Origin of the sequence: Marinobacter goseongensis (assembly GCF_023156235.1) — a bacterium.
Lineage (GTDB): Bacteria > Pseudomonadota > Gammaproteobacteria > Pseudomonadales > Oleiphilaceae > Marinobacter > Marinobacter goseongensis.
The window spans coordinates 112,536-137,986 of sequence record NZ_JAKZAI010000012.1 but is presented as its reverse complement, the minus strand read 5'-3'; the positions used below and the strand labels follow the sequence as shown (position 1 = coordinate 137,986).

The 25,451-nt window shown below is 59.9% G+C and carries 26 protein-coding genes and 1 pseudogene; 13 read left to right on the top strand and 14 right to left on the bottom strand.

Annotated features, from left to right (window positions below):
- Nucleotides 1-73: 73 nt before the first annotated feature.
- Together MLC70_RS12715 and MLC70_RS12710 are read right to left on the bottom strand one after the other, a co-directional pair.
- The gene (locus MLC70_RS12715) at nt 74-1,183 is read right to left on the bottom strand and encodes a site-specific integrase (RefSeq protein WP_248184275.1); all 1,110 of its coding nucleotides are present in this window, start codon (nt 1,181-1,183) and stop codon (nt 74-76) included.
- Nucleotides 1,184-1,325: 142 nt separating this feature from the next.
- Nucleotides 1,326-1,481 (bottom strand): annotated as a pseudogene (locus tag MLC70_RS12710) (aldo/keto reductase); the annotation flags it as partial.
- Nucleotides 1,482-1,568: 87 nt separating this feature from the next.
- Here MLC70_RS12710 and MLC70_RS12705 point away from each other — a divergent pair.
- Entirely contained in the window at nt 1,569-2,816 is a 1,248-nt protein-coding gene (locus MLC70_RS12705) for a glycosyltransferase family 4 protein (protein ID WP_248184273.1), read from the top strand.
- Nucleotides 2,782-3,354 carry a phosphatase PAP2 family protein gene (locus MLC70_RS12700; protein WP_248184272.1) on the top strand — a complete coding sequence of 191 codons (573 nt, stop codon included), beginning with the start codon at nt 2,782-2,784 and terminating at the stop codon, nt 3,352-3,354. Before MLC70_RS12705 ends, MLC70_RS12700 begins: the two co-directional genes overlap by 35 nt.
- A 6-nt stretch (nt 3,355-3,360) precedes the next feature.
- Here MLC70_RS12700 and dinB read toward each other — a convergent pair whose 3' ends face one another.
- Nucleotides 3,361-4,425 (bottom strand): DNA polymerase IV, encoded by a 1,065-nt coding sequence (gene dinB, locus MLC70_RS12695; RefSeq protein ID WP_248184269.1) that lies wholly within the window; start codon nt 4,423-4,425, stop codon nt 3,361-3,363.
- 102 nt (nt 4,426-4,527) lie between these two features.
- Here dinB and MLC70_RS12690 point away from each other — a divergent pair, with 102 nt between their 5' ends.
- From MLC70_RS12690 to minE, 5 genes are all read left to right on the top strand, one after another.
- Nucleotides 4,528-4,806: a DUF1244 domain-containing protein gene (locus MLC70_RS12690; RefSeq protein ID WP_248184266.1), complete on the top strand. Its 279-nt coding sequence runs from the start codon at nt 4,528-4,530 to the stop codon at nt 4,804-4,806.
- The gene (locus tag MLC70_RS12685; RefSeq protein ID WP_248184263.1) at nt 4,806-5,195 is read left to right on the top strand and encodes a HopJ type III effector protein; all 390 of its coding nucleotides are present in this window, start codon (nt 4,806-4,808) and stop codon (nt 5,193-5,195) included. The genes MLC70_RS12690 and MLC70_RS12685 overlap by 1 nt, the downstream gene beginning before the upstream one ends.
- Complete coding sequence (gene minC, locus MLC70_RS12680) at nt 5,192-5,965, top strand: septum site-determining protein MinC (RefSeq protein ID WP_248184262.1); 774 nt, start codon at nt 5,192-5,194, stop codon at nt 5,963-5,965. Before MLC70_RS12685 ends, minC begins: the two co-directional genes overlap by 4 nt.
- 66 nt (nt 5,966-6,031) lie before the next feature.
- Nucleotides 6,032-6,844 (top strand): septum site-determining protein MinD, encoded by an 813-nt coding sequence (gene minD, locus MLC70_RS12675; RefSeq protein ID WP_248184259.1) that lies wholly within the window; start codon nt 6,032-6,034, stop codon nt 6,842-6,844.
- Between the two features lie 3 nt (nt 6,845-6,847).
- On the top strand, nt 6,848-7,102 hold the full coding sequence (gene minE / locus MLC70_RS12670) for a cell division topological specificity factor MinE (RefSeq protein ID WP_248184256.1): 255 nt from the start codon (nt 6,848-6,850) through the stop codon (nt 7,100-7,102).
- Between the two features lie 22 nt (nt 7,103-7,124).
- Here the strand turns inward: minE and MLC70_RS12665 are convergent, their stop codons facing one another.
- Complete coding sequence (locus tag MLC70_RS12665; protein WP_248184255.1) at nt 7,125-8,138, bottom strand: DUF2804 domain-containing protein; 1,014 nt, start codon at nt 8,136-8,138, stop codon at nt 7,125-7,127.
- Nucleotides 8,139-8,269: 131 nt separating this feature from the next.
- Between MLC70_RS12665 and MLC70_RS12660 the strand changes: the two genes are divergently transcribed.
- The 4 genes from MLC70_RS12660 to MLC70_RS12645 all read left to right on the top strand — a co-directional run bounded on the left by MLC70_RS12660 (nt 8,270) and on the right by MLC70_RS12645 (nt 13,114).
- Nucleotides 8,270-9,019, top strand: a complete 750-nt coding sequence (locus MLC70_RS12660) for an START domain-containing protein (protein ID WP_248184254.1) — start codon at nt 8,270-8,272, stop codon at nt 9,017-9,019.
- Between the two features lie 60 nt (nt 9,020-9,079).
- Nucleotides 9,080-9,574, top strand: a complete 495-nt coding sequence (locus MLC70_RS12655) for a CBS domain-containing protein (protein WP_248184253.1) — start codon at nt 9,080-9,082, stop codon at nt 9,572-9,574.
- 63 nt (nt 9,575-9,637) lie between these two features.
- Nucleotides 9,638-10,993 carry a PhoH family protein gene (locus MLC70_RS12650; RefSeq protein WP_248184292.1) on the top strand — a complete coding sequence of 452 codons (1,356 nt, stop codon included), beginning with the start codon at nt 9,638-9,640 and terminating at the stop codon, nt 10,991-10,993.
- A 174-nt stretch (nt 10,994-11,167) separates the two neighbouring features.
- Nucleotides 11,168-13,114, top strand: coding sequence for an alpha/beta hydrolase (locus tag MLC70_RS12645; protein WP_248184251.1), 1,947 nt, complete (start codon nt 11,168-11,170; stop codon nt 13,112-13,114).
- A gap of 12 nt (nt 13,115-13,126) precedes the next feature.
- On the opposite strand, the gene MLC70_RS12640 is transcribed toward MLC70_RS12645, so the two are convergent.
- The 6 genes from MLC70_RS12640 to MLC70_RS12615 are packed head-to-tail and all read right to left on the bottom strand — an operon-like array spanning nt 13,127 to nt 17,748.
- On the bottom strand, nt 13,127-13,552 hold the full coding sequence (locus MLC70_RS12640) for a secondary thiamine-phosphate synthase enzyme YjbQ (RefSeq protein ID WP_248184249.1): 426 nt from the start codon (nt 13,550-13,552) through the stop codon (nt 13,127-13,129).
- Nucleotides 13,553-13,566: 14 nt separating this feature from the next.
- A complete protein-coding gene (locus MLC70_RS12635) occupies nt 13,567-14,631 on the bottom strand; it encodes a succinylglutamate desuccinylase/aspartoacylase family protein (protein WP_248184245.1) in 1,065 nt (354 codons plus the stop codon).
- A gap of 1 nt (nt 14,632) precedes the next feature.
- Nucleotides 14,633-15,538: a 30S ribosomal protein S6--L-glutamate ligase gene (rimK, locus tag MLC70_RS12630; RefSeq protein WP_248184244.1), complete on the bottom strand. Its 906-nt coding sequence runs from the start codon at nt 15,536-15,538 to the stop codon at nt 14,633-14,635.
- On the bottom strand, nt 15,535-16,032 hold the full coding sequence (locus MLC70_RS12625; protein ID WP_248184242.1) for an ATP-dependent zinc protease family protein: 498 nt from the start codon (nt 16,030-16,032) through the stop codon (nt 15,535-15,537). Before MLC70_RS12625 ends, rimK begins: the two co-directional genes overlap by 4 nt.
- The gene (locus tag MLC70_RS12620; protein WP_248184241.1) at nt 16,013-16,900 is read right to left on the bottom strand and encodes a mechanosensitive ion channel family protein; all 888 of its coding nucleotides are present in this window, start codon (nt 16,898-16,900) and stop codon (nt 16,013-16,015) included. Before MLC70_RS12620 ends, MLC70_RS12625 begins: the two co-directional genes overlap by 20 nt.
- A 29-nt stretch (nt 16,901-16,929) precedes the next feature.
- Entirely contained in the window at nt 16,930-17,748 is an 819-nt protein-coding gene (locus MLC70_RS12615) for a hypothetical protein (RefSeq protein WP_248184239.1), read from the bottom strand.
- Nucleotides 17,749-17,895: 147 nt separating this feature from the next.
- Here MLC70_RS12615 and phrB point away from each other — a divergent pair, with 147 nt between their 5' ends.
- Nucleotides 17,896-19,296 carry a deoxyribodipyrimidine photo-lyase gene (gene phrB, locus MLC70_RS12610; RefSeq protein ID WP_248184238.1) on the top strand — a complete coding sequence of 467 codons (1,401 nt, stop codon included), beginning with the start codon at nt 17,896-17,898 and terminating at the stop codon, nt 19,294-19,296.
- 165 nt (nt 19,297-19,461) lie between these two features.
- On the opposite strand, the gene MLC70_RS12605 is transcribed toward phrB, so the two are convergent.
- The 4 genes from MLC70_RS12605 to hemA form a co-directional block, all read right to left on the bottom strand.
- A complete protein-coding gene (locus tag MLC70_RS12605; RefSeq protein WP_248184236.1) occupies nt 19,462-20,205 on the bottom strand; it encodes a molybdopterin-synthase adenylyltransferase MoeB in 744 nt (247 codons plus the stop codon).
- Between the two features lie 72 nt (nt 20,206-20,277).
- Complete coding sequence (gene prmC / locus MLC70_RS12600; RefSeq protein ID WP_248184235.1) at nt 20,278-21,126, bottom strand: peptide chain release factor N(5)-glutamine methyltransferase; 849 nt, start codon at nt 21,124-21,126, stop codon at nt 20,278-20,280.
- Nucleotides 21,119-22,204, bottom strand: coding sequence for a peptide chain release factor 1 (gene prfA, locus MLC70_RS12595; RefSeq protein ID WP_248184234.1), 1,086 nt, complete (start codon nt 22,202-22,204; stop codon nt 21,119-21,121). Before prfA ends, prmC begins: the two co-directional genes overlap by 8 nt.
- Nucleotides 22,201-23,487 (bottom strand): glutamyl-tRNA reductase, encoded by a 1,287-nt coding sequence (gene hemA / locus MLC70_RS12590; protein WP_248184233.1) that lies wholly within the window; start codon nt 23,485-23,487, stop codon nt 22,201-22,203. The genes prfA and hemA overlap by 4 nt, the downstream gene beginning before the upstream one ends.
- A 218-nt stretch (nt 23,488-23,705) precedes the next feature.
- Between hemA and MLC70_RS12585 the strand changes: the two genes are divergently transcribed.
- Entirely contained in the window at nt 23,706-25,451 is a 1,746-nt protein-coding gene (locus MLC70_RS12585; protein WP_248184231.1) for a tetratricopeptide repeat protein, read from the top strand.

The window sequence follows — 25,451 nt, the reverse complement described above, 5'->3', positions numbered from 1 at the left end:
CCTCGTGTTGAAAAATGTGAGGTTACTGTAGGGCGATTTTCAGCCGGGTGGCAGGACGTCCTGGAATGAACGCTTACCGCAATACGTATGAGTAAAAATCGTACTTTGGCTGCTCATAGAAGTAGGGGTCATCGTCCACATCCAACAGCCCCAAGTCTCGCATTCTCTTCCCGAGACGGTGGAACATAACTGTAAAGCTTGAACGGTGCTTTACAGGCTCACCTTCTCTTGTGAGAAACAAAAAACCAGAGCTTCGATTCTTTAGCCCTCTCAGGAGCACGTTTTTTCGCTCAGTATCGATGTATTCCTGTAATGCCTGCACAGTAAAAGGCCACAGACTAATCATTGTTTCACTTGCATGATTTATTTTCGTGCTATCACCCATCTTGAGTTTAGGTGTTCCCGTGCTCACTCTTTCTGTTCGCCTGTGTCTATTGTCTTTAATCACGAGATGGCCAGACTGTGGACGAAAGTCAGAGATTGCCACGTTTCCTATAGTTCCTGGTCTCAGACCTTCACAGGCGAGAAGTGTCATGGCTCGATCTCTCATGACCGTCCTTGACGTTTTACCACCAGCTGTTTTAAAGAGCTTATCGGGCCTTAAAAAAACTTCTTCGATTATTTTTAAATACTTGTCTGTTGGAAGGCTCTGGATTGCCAAGTGATGACTCTGTTTCGTTCCTCCAACGGCTTTCTTAAGCCGTGATGTCACCTTTAGGTATTCGTGCCTTAGCTGGTCGCGAAGAGCGTGCGATCGAACATTTGGTTCTAAGAACACCTCGAAGTAATAGGTCAGGTATTCTGCAATCTGGTGGAGACGCTTTCTCGCGGTGTTAGGCTCAACTGAATGCGATAGTTCTCTTGTGGTTTTCCTCGCTTTTGGACTCAACATCGAGGCCATTTTTTTACCGGACAAAGCCTTTATCTCATCAAGAGGTCTGTAGCATAGATCCACTAAATCTCTGAGTTCTCCATGTGTTAAGGCTCTCCCTTCACTTGCTCGATTGAGCAATTCCACCTGGTAAGCGATGCAGAAACGATAAAAGCACTCTAGGCTCTGAGCTACTAACTCTCTTGTATGGGGGTTTGTGTAGCTCTCAGTAATGTACTTCGAGAATGGATAGTGAATCCGCCCGTCGTCATGAAGAACAATATAGTTTTTCCTAGCAAATCCACGTCTCATTTTAATTCAACTTTTATAAACTATGACACCATACTATTTCGAATTCAAAAAAATACAACCATTTTTTTCACATAGAATTTTTTTATTTTAAAACAAGTATTTGGAAGCCAAGGATACAAACCCAGTATCAATATCACCATTCCATCTCTGCAGCATCAATAAAGTTCACGCCATGATCGATAGCCATGTCCAATTGCTGGAAAGCTTCCTGCTCCGTATTTTGCTCCCCCCAGGTCATGGTGCCGAGGCAGATCAGGCTGACATCGATATCGCTGTGTCCGAGCTTGCGCTTTTCCATGGGATCTCCGGTTGAACTGATCAAAAGGTAAACAGATTGTCATGGGGCTGTCGCAGAACTGTCACAAGGACTTCCCATAGTGGAAGCATGACTCAGGGACACACAGGAAGCACCGTGACCACAGCACCCACAGCCGTCAGGCGGAACAGCCACATTACCATCGTTTCGGAAACCTTTCCTCCGGAAATCAACGGCGTGGCGAACACCTTGAGACACCTCTGCCAGGGGTTGCTGCAACGAGGGCATCAGGTCACCGTCATCCGCCCGCGCCAGCGCCACGAACGCAAAGGAGCGTGCGCCCAGGTTGGTGACCAGCTGTTTTCCGCCGAACAGGTGGTCAGCGGCTTGCCACTGCCCGGCTACCCGGATCTTCGCTTCGGGCTTGCCAGCGCCGGCTCGCTGACCCGGCGCTGGCGGAGGCAACGACCGGACGCCCTGTATGTGGCAACCCAGGGCCCGCTCGGCGTGGCGGCTGTCACCGCCGCCCGACGCCTGGGCATTCCCGTGAGTTCGGGCTTTCACACCAACTTTCACGCCTACAGCCGCTACTACGGTGCCGGTTGGTTGGAAAAACTGCTGTGCGCCTACGGTCGGTGGTTCCACAATCGTACCGCCATTACCCTGGTGCCAACGCAGAAAATGCAACAAGTAGTCAGTGGCATGGGCATAGAGCCCACCGGCCTCTGGAGCCGCGGCGTCGACTGCCACCGCTTCACCCCTCACAAACGGGACGACGCCCTACGCGAGCAATGGGGCCTCAAGGGCAATGACCGGGCGGTGCTCTACGTCGGCCGGCTGGCATCAGAAAAAAATCTTCAGATGGCCGCCGCCTGTTTCGAGCGCATCCGCAGCCTGCACCCCCAGGCGAAATTCATCCTGGTGGGTGATGGTCCGCTGCGCAAGCAGCTCACCGCACGCCACCCGGATTACGTGTTCTGCGGCACCCGTCGGGGCGAGGATCTGGCACGCCACTACGCCTCAGGGGACATCTTTCTGTTCCCCAGCAAAACCGACACCTTCGGCAATGTGGTGACCGAAGCCATGGCCAGCGGTCTTGGTGTGGTGGCCTTCGACGACGCTGCCGCCAGCGAACACATCCGCCAGGAGGTGAACGGCATGAAGGCTCCACTGCACGACGACGAAGCGTTCGTGGACAACGCACTGCGCCTGGCCGACCAGCCCACATTGCTGAATCGTATTCGCGCCCAGGCCCGTCTGGACGCCCTGGAACTGAACTGGGCCAGCCAGATCGAGCAGTTCGAACAACTGGTATTCAATCAGCCAACAAAGGCCAACTGCCATGCCATCGACAACCAGAGCGTCTCGCTTCTTTAACCTGGTCGATCAGCGTGAATACGCGCTGTGCCAGGCGATCAACCGTAGCCTGAGATTCCGGCCGGTGCAGGGGTATTTCCAGCTGGTCAGCCGCCTGGGTGACGGCTGGTTATGGTACGCGCTGATCCTCGCCATGCCCGTGCTCCGCCCCGACGACGGGCTGGCCATGGCATTGCTGATGGTGGCCACGGGACTGATCTGTACCATCACTTACAAACTGCTCAAACGCTGGCTGATCCGCGAGCGCCCTTTCATCTCATTCCCGACCATCAACTGCGGTACACCGCCTCTGGACCGGTACAGTTTTCCATCAGGCCACACCCTGCACGCGGTGTGCTTCACCACCTTGCTGGCACTGATGGCACCAGGCCTGTTCTGGCTGGTCTTGCCGTTCACCCTCAGTGTTGCGGCATCACGGGTTATTCTTGGCCTGCACTACCCCAGTGATGTGGCAGCCGGCGCGCTCATCGGCGGGTGTCTTGGGGCACTGGCGGTGGCCGGATTCGCACCCGCTGTCCTCGCCCTGTTTGCCCACTGACCTGATTCAGTCAAAAAGCCTTAATTGGGTGATTGGGGACTCATCGTTGCGGAACCTCACCCCCAGTCCCAGCAACCTGACCGGCCGCTCGGTGTCTGTGACCAGTTCGTCCAGCAAAGGGCGGAAGTCTTCCATGGCGGGCTGCTGCACCTGCTCCCTCACCCGCTCCAGCGTGTGGGTGGAAAAGTCGCTGTAGCGAATCTTGATGAACAGCTTGTGAATCGGCTTGTTGCGGGCCTTGCGACCCAGCCGCAGATTCAGATCCGCCACCAGCGACGCCATCACCGTTTCACAGGCGGCCTTGTCCGGCAGGTCCTGGGAGAAGGTGCGCTCCACGCTCAGGGACTTGGCGATGCGGGACACCACCACCTGGCGCTCATCCCGACCGAACGCCATCTCGTGCAACCGGTAACCCTGCTTGCCAAAACGGTCCATCAACACGTCCGCGCCAATGGCCTGCAGGTCGCCACAGGTCGCCACCCCCAGACCGTGCAGCTTGCCCGCCGTGACCTGCCCCACGCCGAACAGCTTTTCCACCGGCAGCTGGGCCACAAAGCCATCCACATCCTGAGGGCGAATCACGAACAGGCCGTCCGGTTTTTCCCAGTCGCTGGCGATCTTCGCCAGAAATTTATTGGGAGCCACACCGGCAGAAATGGTGATACCGACTTCCTCCCGCACCCGCCGGCGCAGGTACCGTGCCATCAGGGTAGCGCTGCCCTGATGATCGGCGACATCGCTGACATCCAGAAATGCCTCGTCGAGCGACAAGGGCTCAACCAGGTCGGTCAGCTCCCGCAGAATGGCCATGACCTGTTGCGACACAGCCCGGTACCGTGCCATGTCCGGTGGCACGGTGACCAGGCCGGGGCAGAGCCGGCGCGCCTCACCGCCGGGCATGGCGGAACGCACACCGAATGCCCGGGCCCGGTAATTGCACGTGGTCACCACCCCGCGACCGCCCTCGCCACCCACAGCGAGGGGAACCTCCCTCAGCGAGGGGTCGTCCCGCATCTCCACGGCAGCGTAAAAGCAGTCGCAATCCACATGTATGATCTTGCGCTGGCGCATTGGCAACAACTCGGGTCCACAATCTGTACATATATACAGCCTTGTATCTTACGGTAACATGCCGAGAATGTCAGGATCTCCGAAGCCAACGAGCGAGTGACTATGACACATCCTATCCCCGAACCATCCCAGACCGAAATCGAGGCCGCCGCCTTCCGCCGCCTGGTTAATCACCTGCGCGATCACACCGAGGTGCAGAACCTCGACCTGATGAACCTGGCCGGATTCTGTCGTAACTGCCTGTCCAAGTGGTATCGGGCCGAGGCTGAAGAGCGGGGTTTTGAACTGTCCGATCCTCAGGCCCGCGAGCTGATTTACGGCATGCCCTATGAAGAGTGGAAAGCGCTGTATCAGAAAGGCCCCAAGCAGGACCACAAATAATGAACGCAAACGAGGCGGTGAGGATTCACCTGGCGTCACTCGCGGCGGGCCATGCCGATTTCGACGATACCCTGGCCCTGATCGAGCGCCATTTCGACTATCAGCCGGTCGGCTTTCACAACGGGCCGCTGTGTAACGCAGCGGGCGAAAACGCCGGTTCGTGCCGGGTATTTGCCCTCGGGCAGTATTGCAACCTGAATGAGGCCGATACCCTGAGCCTGTTCTCGCAACATTACCAACAGGTACTGAACGACCCCACCGGCGACAGTCATGGTAACATTCGCCAGTTCATCAGCACCGGTTGGTCCGGCATCCGCTTTGAAGGCGCTCCCCTTCGCGCACATCCTGCCGGCGCACGGAACGATCCGAAGGAAGAGAGCCATTCATGAGCGATACCGCCACCTCAGGGGTACAACACTGCTTTCAACTGAAAAGCGCCAGCGTGTCCATGACAGCCCTGGAGCTCTATTATTTCGAGAACGACGAATTCGAGGACACCCTGCGGGACAAGATCAGCCAGGCCCCGGGGTTCTTCAAAGACATCCCGCTGATCATCAGCCTGGAAAAGTACGAGGGCCTGAGCAGCGAGCTGGACTTCTTCAAGATCATTGGTACCTGCCGCCGCCACAACATCCATGTGATCGGCGTGCGAGGTGGCAATGACGACCAGCGCCGGATGGCGCGGGGCGCAGCACTGGCTCTGCTGCCCGGCGGCAGCCAGAGAGACCGTCAGGTGGACACTGCGGACAGCAACGCCACCGCCGCCAACGAACCCACCGAGGCCGAAGTCGCCGCCCCGGTTGCAGCGGCGCCTGCCGAGCCGGCACCCGCCCGCATCATCAGCCAGCCGGTGCGCTCGGGCCAGCAGGTTTACGCCCCGGAAGGCGATCTGATCATTCTGGCCCCGGTTCAGGCTGGTGCCGAAGTGTTGGCGGCGGGTAATATCCACGTCTATGGTCCGCTGCGAGGCCGTGCTCTGGCAGGCATTCACGGTGCACAGTCAGCGCGGGTTTTCTGTCAGTCGCTGGAGGCGGAGCTTGTGTCCATCGCCGGACACTATAAAATCTCCGAGGATCTTCAGGATCACGGCTGGAAAACTGCCGTACAGATCCAGCTCAGGGATGATCTGCTGGTGGTTACACCACTGGAACGGGCCTGATCACACTATAACGACCGGATGTTTTCGGCATAAACGACGAATCCACTGCGAAACAGGAATGTAACCTTGGCTAGAATCATTGTCGTTACCTCAGGAAAGGGTGGCGTAGGCAAAACTACCACCAGCGCTTCAATCAGCACGGGTCTGGCCAAGCGCGGCCATAAAACCGTGGTTATCGATTTTGACGTGGGCCTGCGCAACCTTGATCTCATCATGAACTGCGAGCGCCGGGTGGTGTATGACTTCGTCAACGTCATCCAGGGCGAAGCCTCTCTCAACCAGGCGCTGATCCGCGACAAACGCGTGGACACCCTCTACATTCTGCCGGCGTCCCAGACCCGTGAGAAAGAGGCACTGACCCGGGAAGGCGTCGAAAAAGTCATCAATGAACTGTCGGAAACGTTCGACTACATCGTCTGTGACTCGCCCGCCGGCATCGAGCATGGCGCTCTGATGGCACTGTACTATGCCGACGAGGCCATCGTGGTCACTAACCCCGAAGTCTCCTCGGTGCGGGACTCCGACCGCATCCTGGGCATTCTGCAGAGCAAATCCCGGCGCGCGGAGATGGGCCAGGACCCGGTCAAAGAAAATCTGCTGCTGACCCGCTACAACCCGTCACGGGTGGAGAAAGGCGAAATGCTGTCGGTGGCTGACGTGGAAGAGATCCTCGCCATTCCGCTGCTGGGCGTGATCCCGGAAAGCCAGATCGTGCTGAACGCCTCGAACCAGGGGCTGCCGGTGATTCTGGAAGCCGAAAGCGACGCCGGCCAGGCCTACGATGACGCGGTTGCACGCCTGCTGGGTGAGGAGCGGGAACACCGCTTCATGAGCGCCCAGAAGAAAGGTTTCTTCTCACGGATGTTCAAGGGGGACTAAGGAATGAGGCTCCTCGATTACTTCAAGAGCAAGAAAAGCAACAACACCGCCAGCGTTGCCAAAGAACGCCTGCAGATCATTGTCGCCCATGAGCGGGGCCAGCGTGACCAGCCGGACTACCTGCCCCAGTTGCAGCAGGAGCTGCTGGCGGTCATTCGAAAATACGTGCAGATCAGTGATGACATGGTCCAGGTGGAAGTAGACCGCAACGACAGCTGTTCGGTGCTGGAACTGAACGTCACACTGCCGGAGAGCTGACCACCCTCATCTCACCCGCTGGCTACCAGCGGGCGAAATGGTCCTCGATCAATCCCCGTAGCCCGGCTACGGGGATTTTTTTGCCACTGTTGTCCACCAATACCCCTTCGAACGTACCGGCATACTGGCGAAAGTTGGACGCCAGCACCCAGGCATTCAGCCGTTCCTTGCGGACACCGGAGGGCACAAATCGCAGATCCACCCGGCCATCGCTGGTCGCAACCCGCCAGGTGGCCGTGGGGTCATAACGGTCGAACTCGAAACGGGCAAAATCCAGCTTGATGCATTCACCGTTCAGCCACAGGGCGTTCTCGGTCATGCCCGATTCGTTCACCCCGGTGGCCAGATTCAACCCCACCGGTGTGCCGTCAGCCAGACAGCCGGCAAGGCACGCCCAGTTCCAGGCGGTTTCACGGCGCATGAACCCGCAACTCCAGTCGACAGTGCCGCGAGTACGCTCGTCGCAGCGCCAGATACGGTCGCCCCAGCGTATCTGGCCACTGGCCAACAACCCGGCAGACTTGCGGGTGAACACCCAACCGCTATAACCGGCCGGACTGGCAAGCCTGAGAGGGTCATGGTCGCCGTTAAGTTCAATGTCGGCTTGCACGGTGTCACCGGCGGAAACACGGATGTTGCGCCCACCCACATATGGCAGGATGCGCAGACTCGTGCCCCTGGCGGCGAAACCGGCCTCACCCCGCTCCGGATATGGCGCCATGACCGTGCCCCGGGCAAGGGGCTGGGTCAGGGATTGCTCGAACATGTCGCCGGTTTCAAAGTCGTAGAGATAGAAAAACCCGGTGCTGACCAGCTTGAGATCCACAATGGCGAGACCAAACAGCCAGTTGTCGGACATCACACTGACAAACTGGAACTGATTGAAGCGCCAGCGCCGCGCCAGCCCCGAGCGCGGCTTGTCCATGGTGGTGCGCAAATCGTAATCCCGGTAATTGATGTGATCCACCGGCTCGGCGAACACCCCCGTGCGCACCCGCCCCCGGTCATCAATCAACTTGGTTTCGGTCGTTTTCATCGTCAATTCAGGCCAATTTCAAGCCGTGGATTTACAGGCAGCTACCCAGTTCACAAACCCTGGATCCGGCAGCACGCCCCTGTAAATGCCCATGATAGACTCAGGGCACCCTCTTCAAGGAAGTGTACTCTATGCGTAACCTGAGAGCCCAAGGCAATTCGGGCTGGGCCACCCGCTTTGGCGCGCTGCTTACCGGCATGACCCTCTGCGTTGTTGCACCGGCGGCAGTGCGGGCTGACCTGCCCGCGGAGGATGCCGACGGCTGGACCCTGCGCAAAGAAACCGACAACATCCGCGTTTACACCATCGAGCAGAGCGACTCCAGCTTCGAGGCATTCAAAGCTGAGGCCGTGATGGACACACCCATCGAAAACCTGATGGCAGTAATGGTGAACCCCGAATCCTGCGTGGAGTGGGTGCACAACTGCACGGAATCCGGGGCCTTCGGGGATGGCGACTTTCATGACCGCTACGCTTACTCCGTGAACAACATGCCCTGGCCGGTGACCGATCGGGATTACGTCCTGCGCATCCGCACCCACGGTAATCAGGCCAGTGGTGAAATCGTCATGGACCTCAATGCCATTCCCGATCGCCGGGATGAGGTAGACGGCCATGTTCGCGTGGACCGCTCCGACACCCTGTATCGGTTTGTTCCGGAAAACGACAAGACCCGCATGGTCTGGGTGCAGCACACCGACCCCAATGGTGCCATTCCCGGATGGCTGGTCAATAGCCTGCTGGTGGACATTCCCGTGCGCTCGATGGAACAACTGGAGCGGGTGACCCGCAAGGAGCGCTATCAGGGCTTCTCCCTGGTGTATGACGACAACGGCGAGTTAACCGGCGTGGCCCCCCCGAAGCAATCGGGGGATGACTAGCCGCAACGGACAGGATAAGCTCTGTTGAAATGGACCCTTTAACAGAACAGGACCCGGTAAATGACTGTTCTCGCTTACGAGATCATGACTCCCAGCATCAAGGCCGTACCGCAATCATGGACGATGGACAAACTGGCCCGCTTCCTCACCGACAACGAGATCACCGGCAGCCCGGTGACAGATGACACCGGCGAAATTGTCGGCATCGCGACCCTGAAGGACATCACCGAATTTCGCTGGAACGCCAGTCGTCAGGACACCGATCAAGGCTCCAAGCCCCACCTGACAGCCGACGAACAGCAGGAGGCCCGCCGCCTGCGCATGGCAATCTTCGAGGAAATGGGCAAGGTCCCGGTGGAGGTGCGCGACATCATGACCCCCAGCGTGCTGTCCGTTGATGAGCAAACGCCGGTGCGAGAGATTGCTGATATCATGATGCGCGAACACCTGCATCGGATTTTCGTTACAAAAGACGACAAAATCACTGGTATCATAACCACTTACGACATGTTAAAACTGATATCCGATAAGGAATTCACCAGCCGCTGTGCCTGAAACGATCGAGCCACCAGAGAGGTAACGCACCTTATGCCAGGAGCATCGCAAGCTCGCCGAAAGATGTACGTTCTCGACACCAACGTCCTGATTCACGATCCGAATGCCCTCCTGAATTTTGAAGAACACGATGTCATCATCCCGATGACGGTCCTCGAAGAGCTCGACAGCCTGAAATCCGGCAAACAGGCGGTAGCGGCCGACTGTCGCCAGGCCATCCGTAACATCGACAAATTGCTTGGCGACGCCAGCCCGAAAGACATCGAGAAAGGCGTTCCCATTGTCCGCGGCAAGAAAGCAACGCCGCTGGGAGCGCTTTCCATCCTGATGAGCACCGAGCAGCAGGGCAATCATGCACTGCCCGAACACCTCAACGACAACAAGATCATCAACACGCTTGCGGCGCTTCAGAACCGGCACAAATCCCGCGACATCATCCTGGTCAGTAAAGACATCAACATGCGCCTGAAAGCCCGCGGCTTCGGCGTGGAGGCCCAGGATTATCATAACGATCAACTCCTCGACGATATTGATCTGCTACCCAAGGGCTACAAGGAGTTCGCCAACTCGTTCTGGGACACCATTGAAAAGGTGGAAACCATCCAGCGCGAAGGCGTCACCGAGCACATCCTCAAGCGCGAGGGTGATCTGGCCAAACTTAACATCAACGAGTTTGTGGTGGATGAGCTGGGGTTTGTCGGCAAAGTCTCGGATCTCTCGGACACCCAGATTGTGATTCGCGACCTGCATCAGCATGACCTGATGAACGAGGAGGTCTGGGGGCTGGTGCCCCGGGACATCTACCAGGCCCTGGCCCTGAATCTGCTACTGGACCCGGACATCCATCTGGTAAACCTGACCGGGTCCGCCGGCTCCGGCAAGACCATCCTGGCGCTGGCGGCGTGTATTGAAATGACCGTCGCCAGCAAGCTCTACAAACGCATCATTGCCACCCGCAGCACCCAGGGTCTGGATGAGGACATCGGCTTCCTGCCGGGCACCGAAGCTGAAAAAATGGAGCCGTGGCTGGGTGCCATCGTCGACAACCTCGAGGCGCTCCACGAGGACGACGAGAACATGACCGCCAGCGTGGACTACATTCTCAGCAAGGTGCCGCTGCACTTCAAATCCATGAACTACATTCGCGGGCGCAGCTTCCAGCACAGCCTGATCATTATTGACGAATCCCAGAACCTGACCCCGCATCAGATCAAGACCATCATCACCCGTGCCGGCAACGGCTCCAAGGTCATCTGTCTGGGCAACCTCGCGCAGATCGACACGCCCTACCTGAGCGCGCTCAGTTCGGGACTGACCTACATGACCGAGCGCTTCAAGGGATTCCGCCACGGCGGTCACATCCACCTTCAGGGCGTACCCCGTTCGGTGTTGGCGGAATACGCCGAAGCCAATCTCTAGATCACGTGCCCGGCCGGGGTAACACCCGGCCACACGCCTCCCCCACGGAATTGCTTGGCCTTTCGGCCATACCCCGCAGGCATCTTGGCCATCGCCCATTTCCCACCGCCACCGTATTGTGACGCTTGTCACATTATGTAAGCACGACGAACAAAAACAACCAAAGGCGGGACTATGAACAAGTTGACCAGACACCTGTTGATTGGCACTGGTGCCTTATTATTGTCTGCCTGCGGTGGCGGCGGCGAAAGCAGCCCGGAACCGACGCCTGGCAGCAGCGTGCAGGGCGAATCCGACAGTCGTGCCAGCAATCCCGAGCCGACCACACGAACCATCAGCCGGCCGCTGACCGCGAGCCAGAGCGAACTCGACCATGCCTCCTGTGACCAGCAACGGGATCTCAACGGCGGGCGCAGTTACCGAGTAGAAATGCCCTCACGGGTTGACGGCGCGGCCATCGTGTTCCAGGTCTTCGAACCTGCCCAGTTTGATTGCCGTACCGAACATCCGCTGATCCTTGAGGGTCACGGCTTCAGCGGCACGCGCACCACCGAAGCGGGGGATGACCCGCTCGCACCGATTGCACCACTGGTCAACGCGGGCTTCACCGTCATCAGTATTGACCAGCGCGGTCATGGCGAAAGCGGCGGTACTATCCGGGTCATGGATCCGGATTTCGAGGGTGAGGATCTTGTCCAGATCGTCGACTGGGCAGAGACCCATCTCGATTACCTTAAGTACCGTGATGACAACCTCCTTCTCGGGAGCATCGGCGGCAGCTATGGTGGCGGCTTCCAATACCTGCTGTACAACGTCGACCCGGACCAGCGGATGGACGCCATGGTGCCCCACATCACCTGGCACGACCTGACCTACAGCCTGTACCCGGGCGATGTCACCAAGAACTACTGGCTGGCGTTCCTGTCGGTAGCGGGCGATGCCGGCAGTAGCGGATCCATGGATCCGCTACTGCGATCGTCGCTGCTGGAGGGTATCGTGCAAGGCCGTTTCCCGGAACCGGCACTGGACTTCGTCCACTACCACAGCCCCAGCTATTTCTGGGAAAACGAGCGTGGCCTGGTCCTGTTCGACAGTGGCAACACCCAGGAATACCTGCTGAACCCGATCACCGGCCAGATCCCGATCACCAGCGACGGCCGCTACGTCATCAAAACCCCGCAGAAACCACCCTATCCGGTCGACGTGCTGATGTTCCAGGGCATGCGTGACAGCCTGTTTCCGTTCAACGAAGCCTGGGAGAACTACAAGGAACTGAAGGCCGCGGGGGGCGACGTGCGCCTGCTCACCTATCCGTTCAGCCACCACTATCTCGCACCGAATGCGGGCCTGATCCAGGAAACCCTGGCCAACCTCGGTTTCTATGGCGAGGCACTGCCGGAGTTGCCCAACGCGGGCCTTAACACACTGACCAATTGTGGCGACGTCAGCGCCAACCAGGCCGCCGTGGCCTGGTTCAATGAAAAGCTTTTAGGGCGCGGTGATGCCGATAATGTCATCACCACGGGCGATCAGATCTGTTATACCCTTGCGCCGGGTGATGCGGTATCCGCTCCTGAGGTGACCGTGGGCGGCACGCGCTTCCCGATCAGCTTCGATATACTCGGTGAGGCCATCGAAGTCACAACATTGACCGGTGTCGCGGGCCTGTTGCCCACCCTTGTGCCCCTGACAACACTGGAGAATGACGGTGTCATCGCAGGCATTCCCACCGCCACCCTCAAAGTCGGAGCTCCACTGTCTGATCTTGAGGCGCGTTGCATGGAGGAATCCGATCCGGTGTTTGCGACCGGCACCTGTGATGCCATTCTATTCGTCGGCGTGGGTGTGATCAAACAGGGCATGAGCCTCCCGGAACTGATCGACGAACAGGTTCAGCCCGTTCGCGGCTTCGGAGAACATGACGTTGAATTGACAGGGATTGCGGAGCGACTGAACAGTGGCGATCAACTGGTGCTGATGCTGTATGGCCAGCACCCGACGTTTGCCGGGGCATTTTCCCGGGATCTGACGGTCACGGTCGTCACTGTCGGGGGTGAGGTGTCCTTGCCGCTGCTAACATCCGACGGGCAGCAGACGCTGGCGGTGTCGTCACCGGACTGATCCGGCGCGCCATCACCATCGGCCCTGCAACGTAGCCACAATGCGCCGACCACCGGCGTGTTCACGGTGCTCGCACAGATAAATGCCCTGCCAGGTTCCGAGAGCGAGGTGGCCGTTGGCCACCGGAATCGTCAGTGAGGGGCCGATCAGTACGCCTTTTATATGGGCCGGCATGTCGTCCGGCCCCTCCTGGGTATGGACATAATGGGGCGCCCGCTCCGGTACCATCACATTGAAATGCCGCTCCAGATCCCCACGCACATCCGGATCGGCGTTTTCATTGATCGCCAGGGAGGCGGAGGTGTGCTGGATAAACAGCTGCAGTAGCCCGACCTCGCAATTGCGCAGATCCGGAGCCTGGGCCAGCACCTCGTTGGTTACCAGGTGAAAGCCCCGGGGCAAGGGCGCCAGTTCAATAAAGGTCTGATCCCAGATCATGATGTGCCTCGTGGTTACTTCTGACGATCGTCCCAGGGATGCACCGGGACCACGTCGTCCCCCACGTCACCCTCGTAGCTGCTGCGGAAATAATCCATGGCCTTCTCCGCCTCACTGAGCTCATCAAAACGGGCAACGTGGTAGATGGCCTCCCCCTCGTTCACCAGTGGCAGGTTGTTCACACAGATCACAATGCCCGAACAGGGTGACAGCACCGCCGTCTCTGACTCGCCAAACGGGTCCGCCACCATGGCCAGCTTCTGCCCCTTGCGAACCTTCTGGCCGAGGCTCGCCACCGGGCGCATGATGCCGTCGATGTCGGTGCGCACCCATTGCGAATTGGCGGCGGTTTCCGAACGTTTTCTGGGCGCTTTCGGCCCCTTCTTGGCGGGGATCATTTCCAGCTCGCGCATCACCCGGATCACCCCTTTCACGCCGCTGGAGATCACCACGTCGTCAAATCGCAGCGCTTCACCGCCCTCGAACGTCACCACCGGAATGTCCTGGGAGTCGGCGTAGGCCCGCAGGCTGCCCTCCCGCAGGCCGGCATTGAGAATGATCGGCGCTCCGAAGGCCTCGGCCATGCGGATGGTTTCCGGATTTTTCAGCTCGGCACGGATCTGTGGCAAGTTGAAACGGTGAATCGCGCCGGTGTGCAGGTCAATTATGTGAGAGACATTCTCCATAATCTGGGTGCGCAGCAGGTACGCGATACGACCGCCCAGAGAACCGGTTTCACTGCCGGGGAAGCAGCGGTTGAGATCACGCCGGTCCGGCAGATAGCGAGTACGCTGTACAAAACCGAAAATATTGACGATGGGCACCGCCACCAGGGTGCCGCGCAGATGCCGCAGCGCCGAATTGGTCAACACCCGGCGGACAATCTCCACGCCGTTAATTTCGTCACCGTGGATCGCTCCACACACCATCAGCACCGGGCCAGCCCGGCGGCCGTGCACTACTTCGACCGGAATGTGCAGCGGCGTGTGGGTGTACAACTTGGCTACCGGCACTTCCACCGTCTGGCGTGTACCGGCCTTGATTTCTGTACCGGCAATCACGAAGGGGGCACGCGCCACGTTAACCTCTCCCTTTGGTGCGGGTCTTCCAGGGCTGCTGGTTCTTCTCGATCCAGCTCACGATCATGCCCGCCACGTTCTTGCCGGTGGCCTTTTCGATGCCTTCCAGGCCCGGTGAGGAGTTCACCTCCATCACCAGCGGGCCGCGGCTGGAGCGCAGCAGATCCACCCCCGCAACGTTCAACCCCATCGCTTTTGCCGCTGTGATGGCGGTGCGACGCTCTTCCGGGGTAATGCGCACCAGCGAGGCCGTGCCGCCCCGGTGCAGGTTGGACCGGAACTCGCCCTCTCCACCCTGGCGTTTCATGGCAGCGATCACCTTGTCGCCGATAACGAAACAGCGAATGTCCGCACCACCGGCTTCCTTGATGAATTCCTGCACCAGAATGTCTGCTTTCAGCCCCATGAAGGCCTCGATCACACTTTCCGCGGCCTTGCGGGTTTCGGCCAGCACCACACCGATACCCTGAGTGCCTTGCAACAGCTTGATGACCACCGGCGCGCCACCCACCATTTTCAGCAGCTCCGGCACGTTATCCGGCTTGTTGGCAAAACCGGTCACCGGCATACCCACGCCTTTACGCGCCAGCAATTGCAGCGAACGCAGCTTGTCCCGGGAGCGGGTAATCGCCACGGATTCGTTAACGGGAAACACGCCCATCATCTCGAACTGTCGCAACACCGCCGTGCCGTAGAAAGTGACCGAGGCACCGATCCGCGGCACCACCACATCAAAATTCTCCAGTACCTCTTCGTGGTAATGAATCAGCGGGTTGGACGAGGTGATGTTCATGGAGCAGTGCAGGCAGTCAATCACGCGCACTTCGTGGCCCCGGTTAACCCCCTCCTCGACCAGGCGGCGGGTGGAGTAGAGATGTCGGTTGCGCGACAGAATCGCAATTTTCATTTGGTCGTCCTTAAGGCCGGCTCGCCGGCGAGATAGGAAGCTTCGGGATACACCAGGGAGCGCCCTGCCATGGCAGTGCGCCCCAGCAACATCCGGAATCGCATGGAATCCCGGTTGGTCAATGTCATTTCAATGGGCCAGACGGCTTCTCCGATCACCAGCCGGGTTTCAATCACCAGGCGCAGCTCCCGATGACCGCCGGAATCCGACACATTGCGCTCATCCAGCACCGCGGCGTCACACTCCACCACGTGGTGGAGATCGTTCTGCACCGGGTGGACCCAGAACCGCACCCGGCGCTCACCGTCCAGGGTGTAGGGCTCGGTACGAAAGGTGTGCAGGCACGAGGTACGTGCCCCGGTATCCACCTTGGCCTTGACCCTGCCAATATCCAGATCCGGCAATGCCACCCATTCCCGCCAGCCAAGGTTGATCTTGCCCTCCAGCGTCGGGTAGGCGGACGGCGTTGCAGGCTTATCCGTTTTCGTTGGCATCCGGCAGTTCCTTTTCGGTAGAGCTTTGCGGCCGAAGCAGTTCGACCCTGAATGGCGCGGAATGGCTTCCGGCATAAATACTGGTGTGAGGGAAAGGAATTTCGATCCCTTTCTGATCCAGCATTTTCTTGATGTCCACCATCATATTGCTGCGCCCTTCGAGAATACGCTCTCTCGGGACCCAGAACGAAAACTGCAAATCCACCGAAGAGGGTCCGAACGACGTCACCAGCACAAAAGGCCGTGGCTCCTCGAGACAGGCCGGATTTTGTTCGGCCAGCTCCAGGAGCAGTTTCTCGACTTTTTCCACATCTTCAGCGTAGGCAATCCCCACCGTCAGGTCGAGACGACGGATCGGAAAGCGGGAGCGGTTCACCACCGGCGTCTTGATCAGGGTTTCGTTGGGAATCCGCACATAGAGGTTGTCGGTGGTGCGCAATTTCACACTGAGCATATCAATACCAATAACCTCCCCCACCGTGGCCTCAACCTCGATAAAGTCGCCGATCTCGAACGGACGCTCCACCAGCAGGAACAAACCGCTGATCATGTTTGAGGCCGAGGTCTGGGACGCAAAGCCGATGGCCACCGTCAGGATACCGGCTGCGCCCAGCACCACGTCCAGTGAAAAACCCGCCTCTCGCAAAGCGGCCATGGCGAAGACCGCCACCACCACATAGAACACCAGGCGCCGGAACATCACCGTATGGTGCCGCGACGCCCGCGCCTGCATGACCCGAGACAGGCTGCGGGCGGCAAACGACCCGAGAATAATGCCCAGAACCAACAGGAACGCGGCGCTCAACCACTGCATCCAGGGTAAGGCACTGGCGACCTGAATCAGGCTGTTTTCGATGTTCTCAATCAAACTACGAGCTCCGTTGTCCGCCGCCACCGTTAACCGAACATCCGATCGAATGCCCGCACCAGCCTGCCGCGACTGCCTGTCTCACGCGCCGGCGTTATCAGCCGGCAGTCACCGGCCGCCTTGAACAGGGTCTGATCCACGTTCAGGCTGGCCGAATTCATGTCGGTCTCGCAGACCACCGTTACGCCCGGTGTCCAGAGCTGACCTTTTTCATTCATGTGAAGCGACAGCAGCGGCGTTGGCAGGCTGAACCGCTCCAGCAACAGCGGCTCGGTGCGGCTATTCATGATGGTGACTGGCGTCACTGCCCGCCAGGGTCGCTTCGGCACCGCCTCCAGCACCAGACGCGCGTAACTGGGGGCGGAGTAGCACAACTCACCCTCCATGGTATTTTTGCCCACCCAGGTCTGGGAAGGCTCAGCCAGCGCCAGTTCCGTCAATTGCGTGCGATGGGTGCCAACGCAAATGCGCAACCACACCACCGTGCCCACGTAAATAACGCATGTCCCGCCCGCGGGAATGGTCAAAGGTTGGTAAGGGCGAATCACCGTCGGCAAACCGGCCAACGCGGGCAGAAACACCACCTCATTGCTGTCATCGGGTCGGACGAATCGCTGCAGGGGCACGTCACTGCCCGGCAGGACATGGCTGGTCTGCTCGGTCCAGCGCATGGGGTCGACCGCCGGTGCCGATGTTGCAGCACGAATCTGCCATTCCAGATCCAGCCGGGTCACCCAGAGACGCGTATGACTGAGTTCGTGAAACTGTGTCTGCCCGGATCCCAGGCTATAGGCCTGCCCCCAGACGCCATCCCGCGGCAGCGCGGGCTCCTCATTTTTGTCGACCATTTGCGTCCTGAACGTTCTGACGGTAAAACAGTGTTAACTATAATCCAATCAATGCTTTCCAGCGAATATCCCGGTTAATGAATTTACCGCCCGGGGCGTGGTAATTACCCTTACGATGCCCGCCCGGTTCTCTGCAAAGGAAGCTCAATGACCCAACTCGTCTGGTTCCGCAACGACCTCCGCCTCGCCGACAACGCCGCCCTCACTGCTGCCTGCAAGGCCGAGGGACCGGTACTGGCGTGCTTTATCGTGACGCCGGAACAGTGGCAGGAACACGACTGGTCGCCGGCGCGGGTCCACTTCACCCTGGCCCATGCCAACAGCCTGGCCCGGGAACTGGCCAGGCTGGGTATCCCCCTGAGCTTTCTGGAAGCCCGGCGCTTCAGCGACAGCATTGACGCACTGGCCGACCATTGCCGCGAGCACAACATCGAAGCCGTGCATTTCAACGAAGAATACGGCATCAACGAACGTCGGCGTGACAAGACCGTCCGGCAACAACTGGCGGCCAGTGACATTCAGGTCAACAAATACCGCGACCAGACCGTGGCGCCGGTCGGTACCATCCTGACGCAGCAGCAGGAACCCTATTCGGTGTTCACCCCTTTCTCCCGCCGCTGGCGCAGCTGGATTGATGAAACCCAGCCCACGCTGTTCGCAGCTCCCTCGCCCCGGGGTGATGCAGTCGAGCCACAGCAATACGACCGCATCCCGACCGGTTTCGAGGACGCGCCACCGGCGCTTGTGGAAACCGGTGAACACGCTGCGCACGATCAGCTCGAGGCGTTTCTCAACGAGCGTGGCGGCAACTACCGGGAAGATCGTGACTTTCCGGCTGTCGACGGCACCAGCCAACTGTCCCCTTACCTGGCCGCCGGCATCCTGTCCGGCCGCCAATGCCTGATCACGGCCCGCCAGGCCCAGGGCGCCGGCGGCAATCAGGAAGGCCTGAGCACCTGGGTCAACGAAATCGCGTGGCGCGACTTCTACATCCACATCCTCTACCACTACCCCCGCGTCAGCATGCACCGGGCCTTCAAGCCCGAAACCGAGCAACTGGCCTGGAACACCCCCGGCGAGCACTTCGAAGCCTGGAAAACCGGCCACACCGGCATCCCCATCGTCGACGCCGCCATGCGCCAACTCAACCAGACCGGCTGGATGCACAACCGCCTGCGCATGATCACCGCCATGTTCCTCACCAAGAACCTGTTCATCGACTGGCGCCTGGGCGAAGCCTATTTCATGTCGACACTGGTCGACGGCTTCCTCGCCTCCAACAACGGCGGCTGGCAATGGAGCGCCTCCACCGGCACCGACGCGGCCCCCTACTTCCGGGTCTTCAACCCGGTGACCCAAAGTGAGCGATTCGATCCGAAAGGCGAGTTCATCCGGCACTGGGTGCCGGAATTGCAGAAACTGGACAACAAACGCATCCACGATCCCGGCAAAGGCGGGGTGATTCCGAAAGGGTATCCAAGGCCGATTGTGGATCTGAAAGAGAGCAGGAAAGAGGCTATCGCCAAGTTTCAGGCACTGAAGGACTGACACGTCCAGAGGTATGAAAAGCAGGAGGAATAGTGCACGGTGTCAGGTCGGGTGCGGAGTGGGGAGACCTTTTCTGACGGGACAAAGGTGTCTGAGCGAAGCGAGTTCTTTTCCCATAAGAAAAGGTCTCCCCACTGCGGGCCCGCTCCCCGGGGCCAGACCCGCCTAGCTGCAAACCGGGCAACCGGGATCACGGGCCAGCTTCATCTCCCGCCACTCCATCCGCCAGGCATCCAGAATCAGCAACCGCCCCACCAGCGGCCGCCCCACTCCGGAGATCACCTTGACCGCCTCCATCGCCTGACTGGCCCCGATCATCCCCACCAAAGGCCCGATCACACCGGCCTCCGAACAGGACAGATCCTCATTGCCCTGCTCCGGATACAGACAGTGATAGCAGGGACTGTCCGGGTTGCGGGCATCGTAAACCGACAACTGTCCCTCACCGCGAATCGCGGCACCGGACACCAGTGGTACCCTGGCGGCAACGCAGGCCCGATTCAGGGCAAAACGGGTGGCGAAGTTATCCGTGCAGTCCAACACCAGACTCGCCTCACTCACCTGACGGACCAATGCGTCACTTTCCAGACGCCGGGCAACAACCGCCACCGACACCAGAGGATTGATCCGGCGCACGCGATCCGCCAGGCTCTCCGCCTTACCGGATCCAAGCTGCTCGTGACTGAAAGCCACCTGGCGCTGCAGGTTGGCCAACTCGATAGCGTCATCGTCCACCAACGTGAGATGACCCACACCCGCGGCACCCAGGTACAGGGCTACCGGGCAGCCCAGCCCGCCGGCACCCACCACCAGTACGCGGGCGGATTTCAGCTTTTCCTGACCGGCAACATCAAATGCCGGCATCAGAATCTGCCGGCTATAGCGCATCAGTTCCTCATCGCTGAGCATCGACCACCTCTCTGTACTGAAAATGCGAGCTTGCTGAAACCCCGACGCCCCCTGACCCGGCGCCACTCGGGCTCAGCCCCGACCCGGCCACTGCCCCAGCGTCAGCCGGTCGCACTGACCGTAGTCCTTTCGTGTCTCGACGGCAGCCAGGCCCGCTTGCAGAAACAGATCGCGTACCGCCTCACCCTGATCGTAGCCGTGCTCGATGACCAGCCAGCCGTTATCACTCAACCACTCCGGGCTGGCCGTGACAATGGTACGGATATCATCCAGACCATCATCACCGGCAATCAGTGCCGTCGCCGGCTCAAACCGCACGTCACCCTCACCCAGATGATGATCACTGCTGGCTATGTACGGAGGATTCGACACGATCAGGTCAAAGCGCCCCGGCGGCAGGCTCTCGAACCAGTGGCTCCACACCACTGCGACGGGCAAGCCCAGTCGTCCGGCGTTGACAGTGGCAAGCTCGACTGCTGCCGCCACCGCATCGCACGCCAACACCTGCCAGCCCGGGCGCTCACTGGCCAGCGCCAGCGCGATGGCGCCGGTTCCTGTTCCCAGGTCCAGCACCCGTGCCGATGGCGGGAGCGACAACCCCAGCGCAGCCTCCACCAGGCATTCGGTGTCCGGACGGGGAATCAGGGTAGAAGCATTGACCTTCAGGGGCAGCGACCAGAACTCCTGCTCGCCCAGCAGGTGGGCCACCGGATGACCGCAGGCTCGCTGGTGAACCAGCGCCTCAAAGCGCCGGGCCTCACTCGCGGTTACCTGACGCTCCGGCCAGGCCCGAAAGCCGGTACGGGACAGCCCGGTCACGAAACACAGCAGCAACTCCGCATCCAGTCGCGGGGATTCACCGGCAATAGCCACGGTTGCCCTGCGGAGCAATGCGTCACAGGTGAGCGATGGCTCACTCATCAGACAAGGATGCCAGCAGCTCGGCCTGATGCTCCTGTTGCAGGGGTACCACGACCGCGTCCAGATCACCGGAAACCACCTCATCCAGCTTGTACAGCGTGAGGTTGATACGATGGTCGGTTACCCGCCCCTGGGGAAAATTGTAGGTGCGGATGCGTTCGGACCGGTCGCCACTGCCCACCAGACTCTTGCGGGTTTCCGCCATGGATTTCTGCTGGCGTTCGGTTTCAGCGTTCTGCAGGCGAGACGCCAGCAGGCTCAGGGCCTTGGCGCGATTCTTGTGCTGGGAACGCTCCTCCTGGCATTCCACCACGATGCCCGTGGGCAGATGCGTAATGCGGATGGCGGAATCGGTCTTGTTAACATGCTGACCACCGGCGCCGGAGGAACGGAAGGTGTCGACTCTCAGATCGGCCTTGTTGATATCAATCGCCTCGGCCTCATCCGCTTCCGGCATGACCGCCACGGTGCAGGCCGAGGTGTGGATACGACCCTGGGACTCGGTTTCGGGCACCCGCTGCACCCGGTGCGCACCCGACTCGAACTTCAGTGTGCCGTACACCCCCGCGCCGGCCACCCGAGCGATCACTTCCTTAAAGCCACCGCGCTCACCGGCGCTCTCGCTGAGCACCTCCACCTGCCAGCGGTGGCGCTCGGCGTAGCGTAGGTACATCTTGAACAGATCACCGGCAAAAATCGCAGCTTCGTCACCGCCGGTGCCGGCCCGGATCTCCAGAAACACGTTCTTGCCGTCGTTGGGGTCTTTCGGCAGCATCAGGCGTTGCAGCTCTTCGTCCAGCTCATCGGTTTTCCGCTCCGCCAGCGCCAGCTCTTCCTCGGCCATTTCACGCATGTCAACGTCGCCGTCACGGGCGAGTTCACGGGCTTCCCCGATGTCCGCCAGTGACGACTTCCAGGCCAGGAAGCACTGCACGATCGGTTCGATCTCGGCAAATTCCTTGGACAGCTCGCGGAACTTGTCCTGGTTGGAGATAACACCGGCATCGCTCAATAACGCGCTGACTTCCTCGAAGCGGTCTGACAGATGCTCAAGGCGGTTCTGGATCGATGGTTTCATAGTTTTTCCGGGGTGGTGGCGTCGGCGTCCTGGGCATCCAGCTGATGCAACTCTCTCAGCCACTCGGTCACTTCGCTGCGACCTTCGGTTGTTGCCTTGCGAACCTGAATCGACGGTTCGTGGAGGAATTTGTTGGTGAGACCGCGGGCAAGCCCGCGCAACGCGGTCTCCGGATCGGTGCCGTTGCGCAGCGCTCGCAGCGCTTTCTCGGTTTCCAGGTCACGCAGGGATTCCGCGCGCTGACGGAACTGTTTGAGCGTGGAGACCGAATCCAGAGCCCGCAACTGGCTCAGAAAATCCTGAACGCCGTCAGTCACCAGGTTCTCGGCCTCTCTCGCGGCACCCTCGCGGGAGCGGATGTTTTCTTCGATCACCTGGCGCAGGTCATCCACGGTGTAGAGATACACATCCGCCAGAGACGCCACTTCCGGCTCGATATCCCGTGGCACGGCAATATCCACCATGAAATAGGGCCGGTGTTTACGCTTCTTCAGCGCCCGCTCGACCGCGCCCTTGCCGAGAATGGGCAGCGGGCTCGCCGTGGAGGAAATGATGATATCCACATCCTTCAGGTGATCGGGGATTTCCGACAGCAGAATACCCTTGCCCCCCCGGGACTCGGCAAGAGCCTGGGCCCGCTCCAGCGTGCGGTTGGCAACCAGAAAATCTTTCACGCCGGCGTCCGCCAGATGACGGGCAACCAGCTCGATGGTCTTGCCGGCGCCAATCAGCAATGCCTTGTTGCGGGACATGTCGGCGAAGATATGATGCGCCATGCTCACCGCGGCATAGGCCACCGACACCGGATTTTCACCGATGGCGGTCTGGGTACGAACCCGCTTGGCCACCGAGAACGTGTGCTCAAACAGACGAGAGAGGAAACCCCCGCTGGCACCGTGCTCACGGGAAAGCGAGTAGGCATCTTTCAACTGCCCCAGGATCTGAGGCTCACCGAGCACCATCGAATCCAACCCGGCCGCCACCCGCATCATGTGGCGAACAGCATCACCATCACGGTGCAGATAGAGCGCCTGCTCAAGCTCGGAGACCTCCATGTCGTGGAAGCCGGCCAGCCAGCGCAGAATCACCGGCGCGCACTCGTCATCACCGGCGATGTAGAGCTCGGTGCGGTTGCAGGTGGACAGGATTGCCGCTTCGCTGGCCCCGCACATGGCACGGAGTTCCGAGAATGCTTCCGCCATTCGCTCCGGGGTGAACGCTACGCGCTCACGCAATTCCACCGGAGCGGTGCGATGATTGATTCCCAGCGTTACCAGAGCCATGTCAGGTATGAGTAGCCTTTTGCCAGTGTGTGAACATTTACCGCATTTTACCGAGCCGGCGTCACCGTCGCCACCCAAAACCCCCGCCAGTTCGGGAAGTGCTGACAGGTTGGGCAATATCAGGTGCTTGTGCCATCATAGGGCCTTGGCACTGCATGGTCGCCTGTACAGGAGGCTGACCGTCTCAGATGCGTTGTTTACAGGATACGGGATGTTGCATGCATAGATCTGCACGGATTTATCTTTCCTGCCTTTTCGGGCTGTCTCTCACCGGTTGCGCAGCCCTGAGCGGGGCGCCGGACGAACCCGCGGTCAGCGAGAAAGACACCCCGACGGACGCCGCCTCAATCGAGCCCGAAATCCGCTACGCCGATTTTGAGCCAGAGGTGCTTTATCTGCTTTTGTCCGGCGAAATCGCGGCCCAGCGCGGACGCTACGACGTCACCCTGGTGAACTACCTTAATGCCGCCAAGCAATCCCGTGACAAGGCGGTGATCGAGCGCGCCATGCGAATCGCTCAGTCGCTGAACGGTGACAACGCTCAGCGCCAACTCGCCAACCTGTGGCTGGACGTGGAGCCGGACAACCTGCAAGCGCAGCGGGTTGCCGCCATTCAGGCCATCAAGCAAAACGATCTGCAAACGGCCATCGGGCACATGGAGCGGATCATGGACCTGGGCGGAGACGCAGATTTTGACAGCCTCGCTGCCATGGCCACCAACCTGCCCCCGGAGCAGCAGCAGGAGCTGCTGGCACTCTATGAGCAGATGGCAGAGCGCCACCCGGAAACCCCGGAACTGGAATACAGCACTGCGCTTCTGCTGAAAGTCACCAACCAGCCAAAACGGGCGCTGGCAAGGATTGAGACCCTGCTGGAGCGCGAACCCAACTTCCAGCCTGCAATCATTCTGAAGGGCGACCTGCTGTACCAGGTGGGCGACCAGCGTGATGCCCTGGACCACCTGCTGGTCAACACCCGGCGCTTCCCGGAAAACCGCCAGATGGGCACGCTGTACGGCCGCATGCTGATCGGCGAGGGTGAGTTGCAGGCGGCGCAGGACGAATTCAACCGATTGATGAAACGCTTCCCCAACGCACCCGGTCTGCGCCTGTCCCATGCGCTGGTCGCGCTGGAGAACGGCCAGACCGAGCTGGCACGCACGGACCTGACCCGATTGATTGAGCAGGGCCACCACACCAGTGAAGCCAACTATTACCTGGGGCGGATCGCCGACGAGGACAACCAGCCGCAGCAGGCCATCGGCTACTACCGCAGCGTGGAAGAAGGCAACTACTACTTTCCGGCACTGGCCCGGGCCAGTGCGTTGCTGGCCGAGCAGGGCGAGCTGGACTCGGCGCTGGAGGACATCCGCACACTGCGCCAGTCCAACCCCGGACAAGCCGAGAATTTCTGGCTGCTGGAGGTCAACCTCCTGCTGGACCAGGAACAGCAGGCCGCGGCCCTCGACAGTGCCACCGATGCGCTGAACTCTTATCCGGACAACGTCAGAATCCGCTACGCCCGCGCCATGCTGTTCGACAGCCTGGACTCACCGGACAAAGCCGAGGAAGATCTGCGCCGGATCATCGAGGATGAACCCGACAACGCGGTTGCCCTCAACGCCCTCGGCTACATCCTTACCACCCGCACCGACCGTGTCGACGAGGCCCGTACGTTTATTGAGCGCGCCCTGACCCTGGATCCGGAAAACCCCGCCATACTCGACAGCATGGGCTGGGTGCTGTTTCTGCAGGGGCAACAACAGGAAGCGCTGGCGTACCTGTCCGAGGCCTGGGCAGCCTATCCGGATCCGGAAGTGTCCGCCCACTATGGCGAAGTCCTCTGGACCACCGGTGCCGAGGACCAGGCCCGGATCATCTGGAAGGAAGGCATCGATGTGGACCCGGATCATCCGGTACTGATTGAAACCATTCAGCGCCTGACCGGAGAGCAACAACCGTGA

Bases quoted from the DNA above. Each gene is read 5' to 3' on its own strand.
- MLC70_RS12715 (WP_248184275.1), bottom strand. From the start codon at position 1,183: ATGAGACGTGGATTTGCTAGGAAAAACTATATTGTTCTTCATGACGAC.
- MLC70_RS12705 (WP_248184273.1), top strand. From the start codon at position 1,569: ATGACTCAGGGACACACAGGAAGCACCGTGACCACAGCACCCACAGCC.
- MLC70_RS12700 (WP_248184272.1), top strand. From the start codon at position 2,782: ATGCCATCGACAACCAGAGCGTCTCGCTTCTTTAACCTGGTCGATCAG.
- dinB (WP_248184269.1), bottom strand. From the start codon at position 4,425: ATGCGCCAGCGCAAGATCATACATGTGGATTGCGACTGCTTTTACGCT.
- MLC70_RS12690 (WP_248184266.1), top strand. From the start codon at position 4,528: ATGACACATCCTATCCCCGAACCATCCCAGACCGAAATCGAGGCCGCC.
- MLC70_RS12685 (WP_248184263.1), top strand. From the start codon at position 4,806: ATGAACGCAAACGAGGCGGTGAGGATTCACCTGGCGTCACTCGCGGCG.
- minC (WP_248184262.1), top strand. From the start codon at position 5,192: ATGAGCGATACCGCCACCTCAGGGGTACAACACTGCTTTCAACTGAAA.
- minE (WP_248184256.1), top strand. From the start codon at position 6,848: ATGAGGCTCCTCGATTACTTCAAGAGCAAGAAAAGCAACAACACCGCC.
- MLC70_RS12665 (WP_248184255.1), bottom strand. From the start codon at position 8,138: ATGAAAACGACCGAAACCAAGTTGATTGATGACCGGGGGCGGGTGCGC.
- MLC70_RS12660 (WP_248184254.1), top strand. From the start codon at position 8,270: ATGCGTAACCTGAGAGCCCAAGGCAATTCGGGCTGGGCCACCCGCTTT.
- MLC70_RS12655 (WP_248184253.1), top strand. From the start codon at position 9,080: ATGACTGTTCTCGCTTACGAGATCATGACTCCCAGCATCAAGGCCGTA.
- MLC70_RS12650 (WP_248184292.1), top strand. From the start codon at position 9,638: ATGTACGTTCTCGACACCAACGTCCTGATTCACGATCCGAATGCCCTC.
- MLC70_RS12645 (WP_248184251.1), top strand. From the start codon at position 11,168: ATGAACAAGTTGACCAGACACCTGTTGATTGGCACTGGTGCCTTATTA.
- MLC70_RS12640 (WP_248184249.1), bottom strand. From the start codon at position 13,552: ATGATCTGGGATCAGACCTTTATTGAACTGGCGCCCTTGCCCCGGGGC.
- rimK (WP_248184244.1), bottom strand. From the start codon at position 15,538: ATGAAAATTGCGATTCTGTCGCGCAACCGACATCTCTACTCCACCCGC.
- MLC70_RS12625 (WP_248184242.1), bottom strand. From the start codon at position 16,032: ATGCCAACGAAAACGGATAAGCCTGCAACGCCGTCCGCCTACCCGACG.
- MLC70_RS12615 (WP_248184239.1), bottom strand. From the start codon at position 17,748: ATGGTCGACAAAAATGAGGAGCCCGCGCTGCCGCGGGATGGCGTCTGG.
- phrB (WP_248184238.1), top strand. From the start codon at position 17,896: ATGACCCAACTCGTCTGGTTCCGCAACGACCTCCGCCTCGCCGACAAC.
- MLC70_RS12605 (WP_248184236.1), bottom strand. From the start codon at position 20,205: ATGCTCAGCGATGAGGAACTGATGCGCTATAGCCGGCAGATTCTGATG.
- prmC (WP_248184235.1), bottom strand. From the start codon at position 21,126: ATGAGTGAGCCATCGCTCACCTGTGACGCATTGCTCCGCAGGGCAACC.
- prfA (WP_248184234.1), bottom strand. From the start codon at position 22,204: ATGAAACCATCGATCCAGAACCGCCTTGAGCATCTGTCAGACCGCTTC.
- hemA (WP_248184233.1), bottom strand. From the start codon at position 23,487: ATGGCTCTGGTAACGCTGGGAATCAATCATCGCACCGCTCCGGTGGAA.
- MLC70_RS12585 (WP_248184231.1), top strand. From the start codon at position 23,706: ATGCATAGATCTGCACGGATTTATCTTTCCTGCCTTTTCGGGCTGTCT.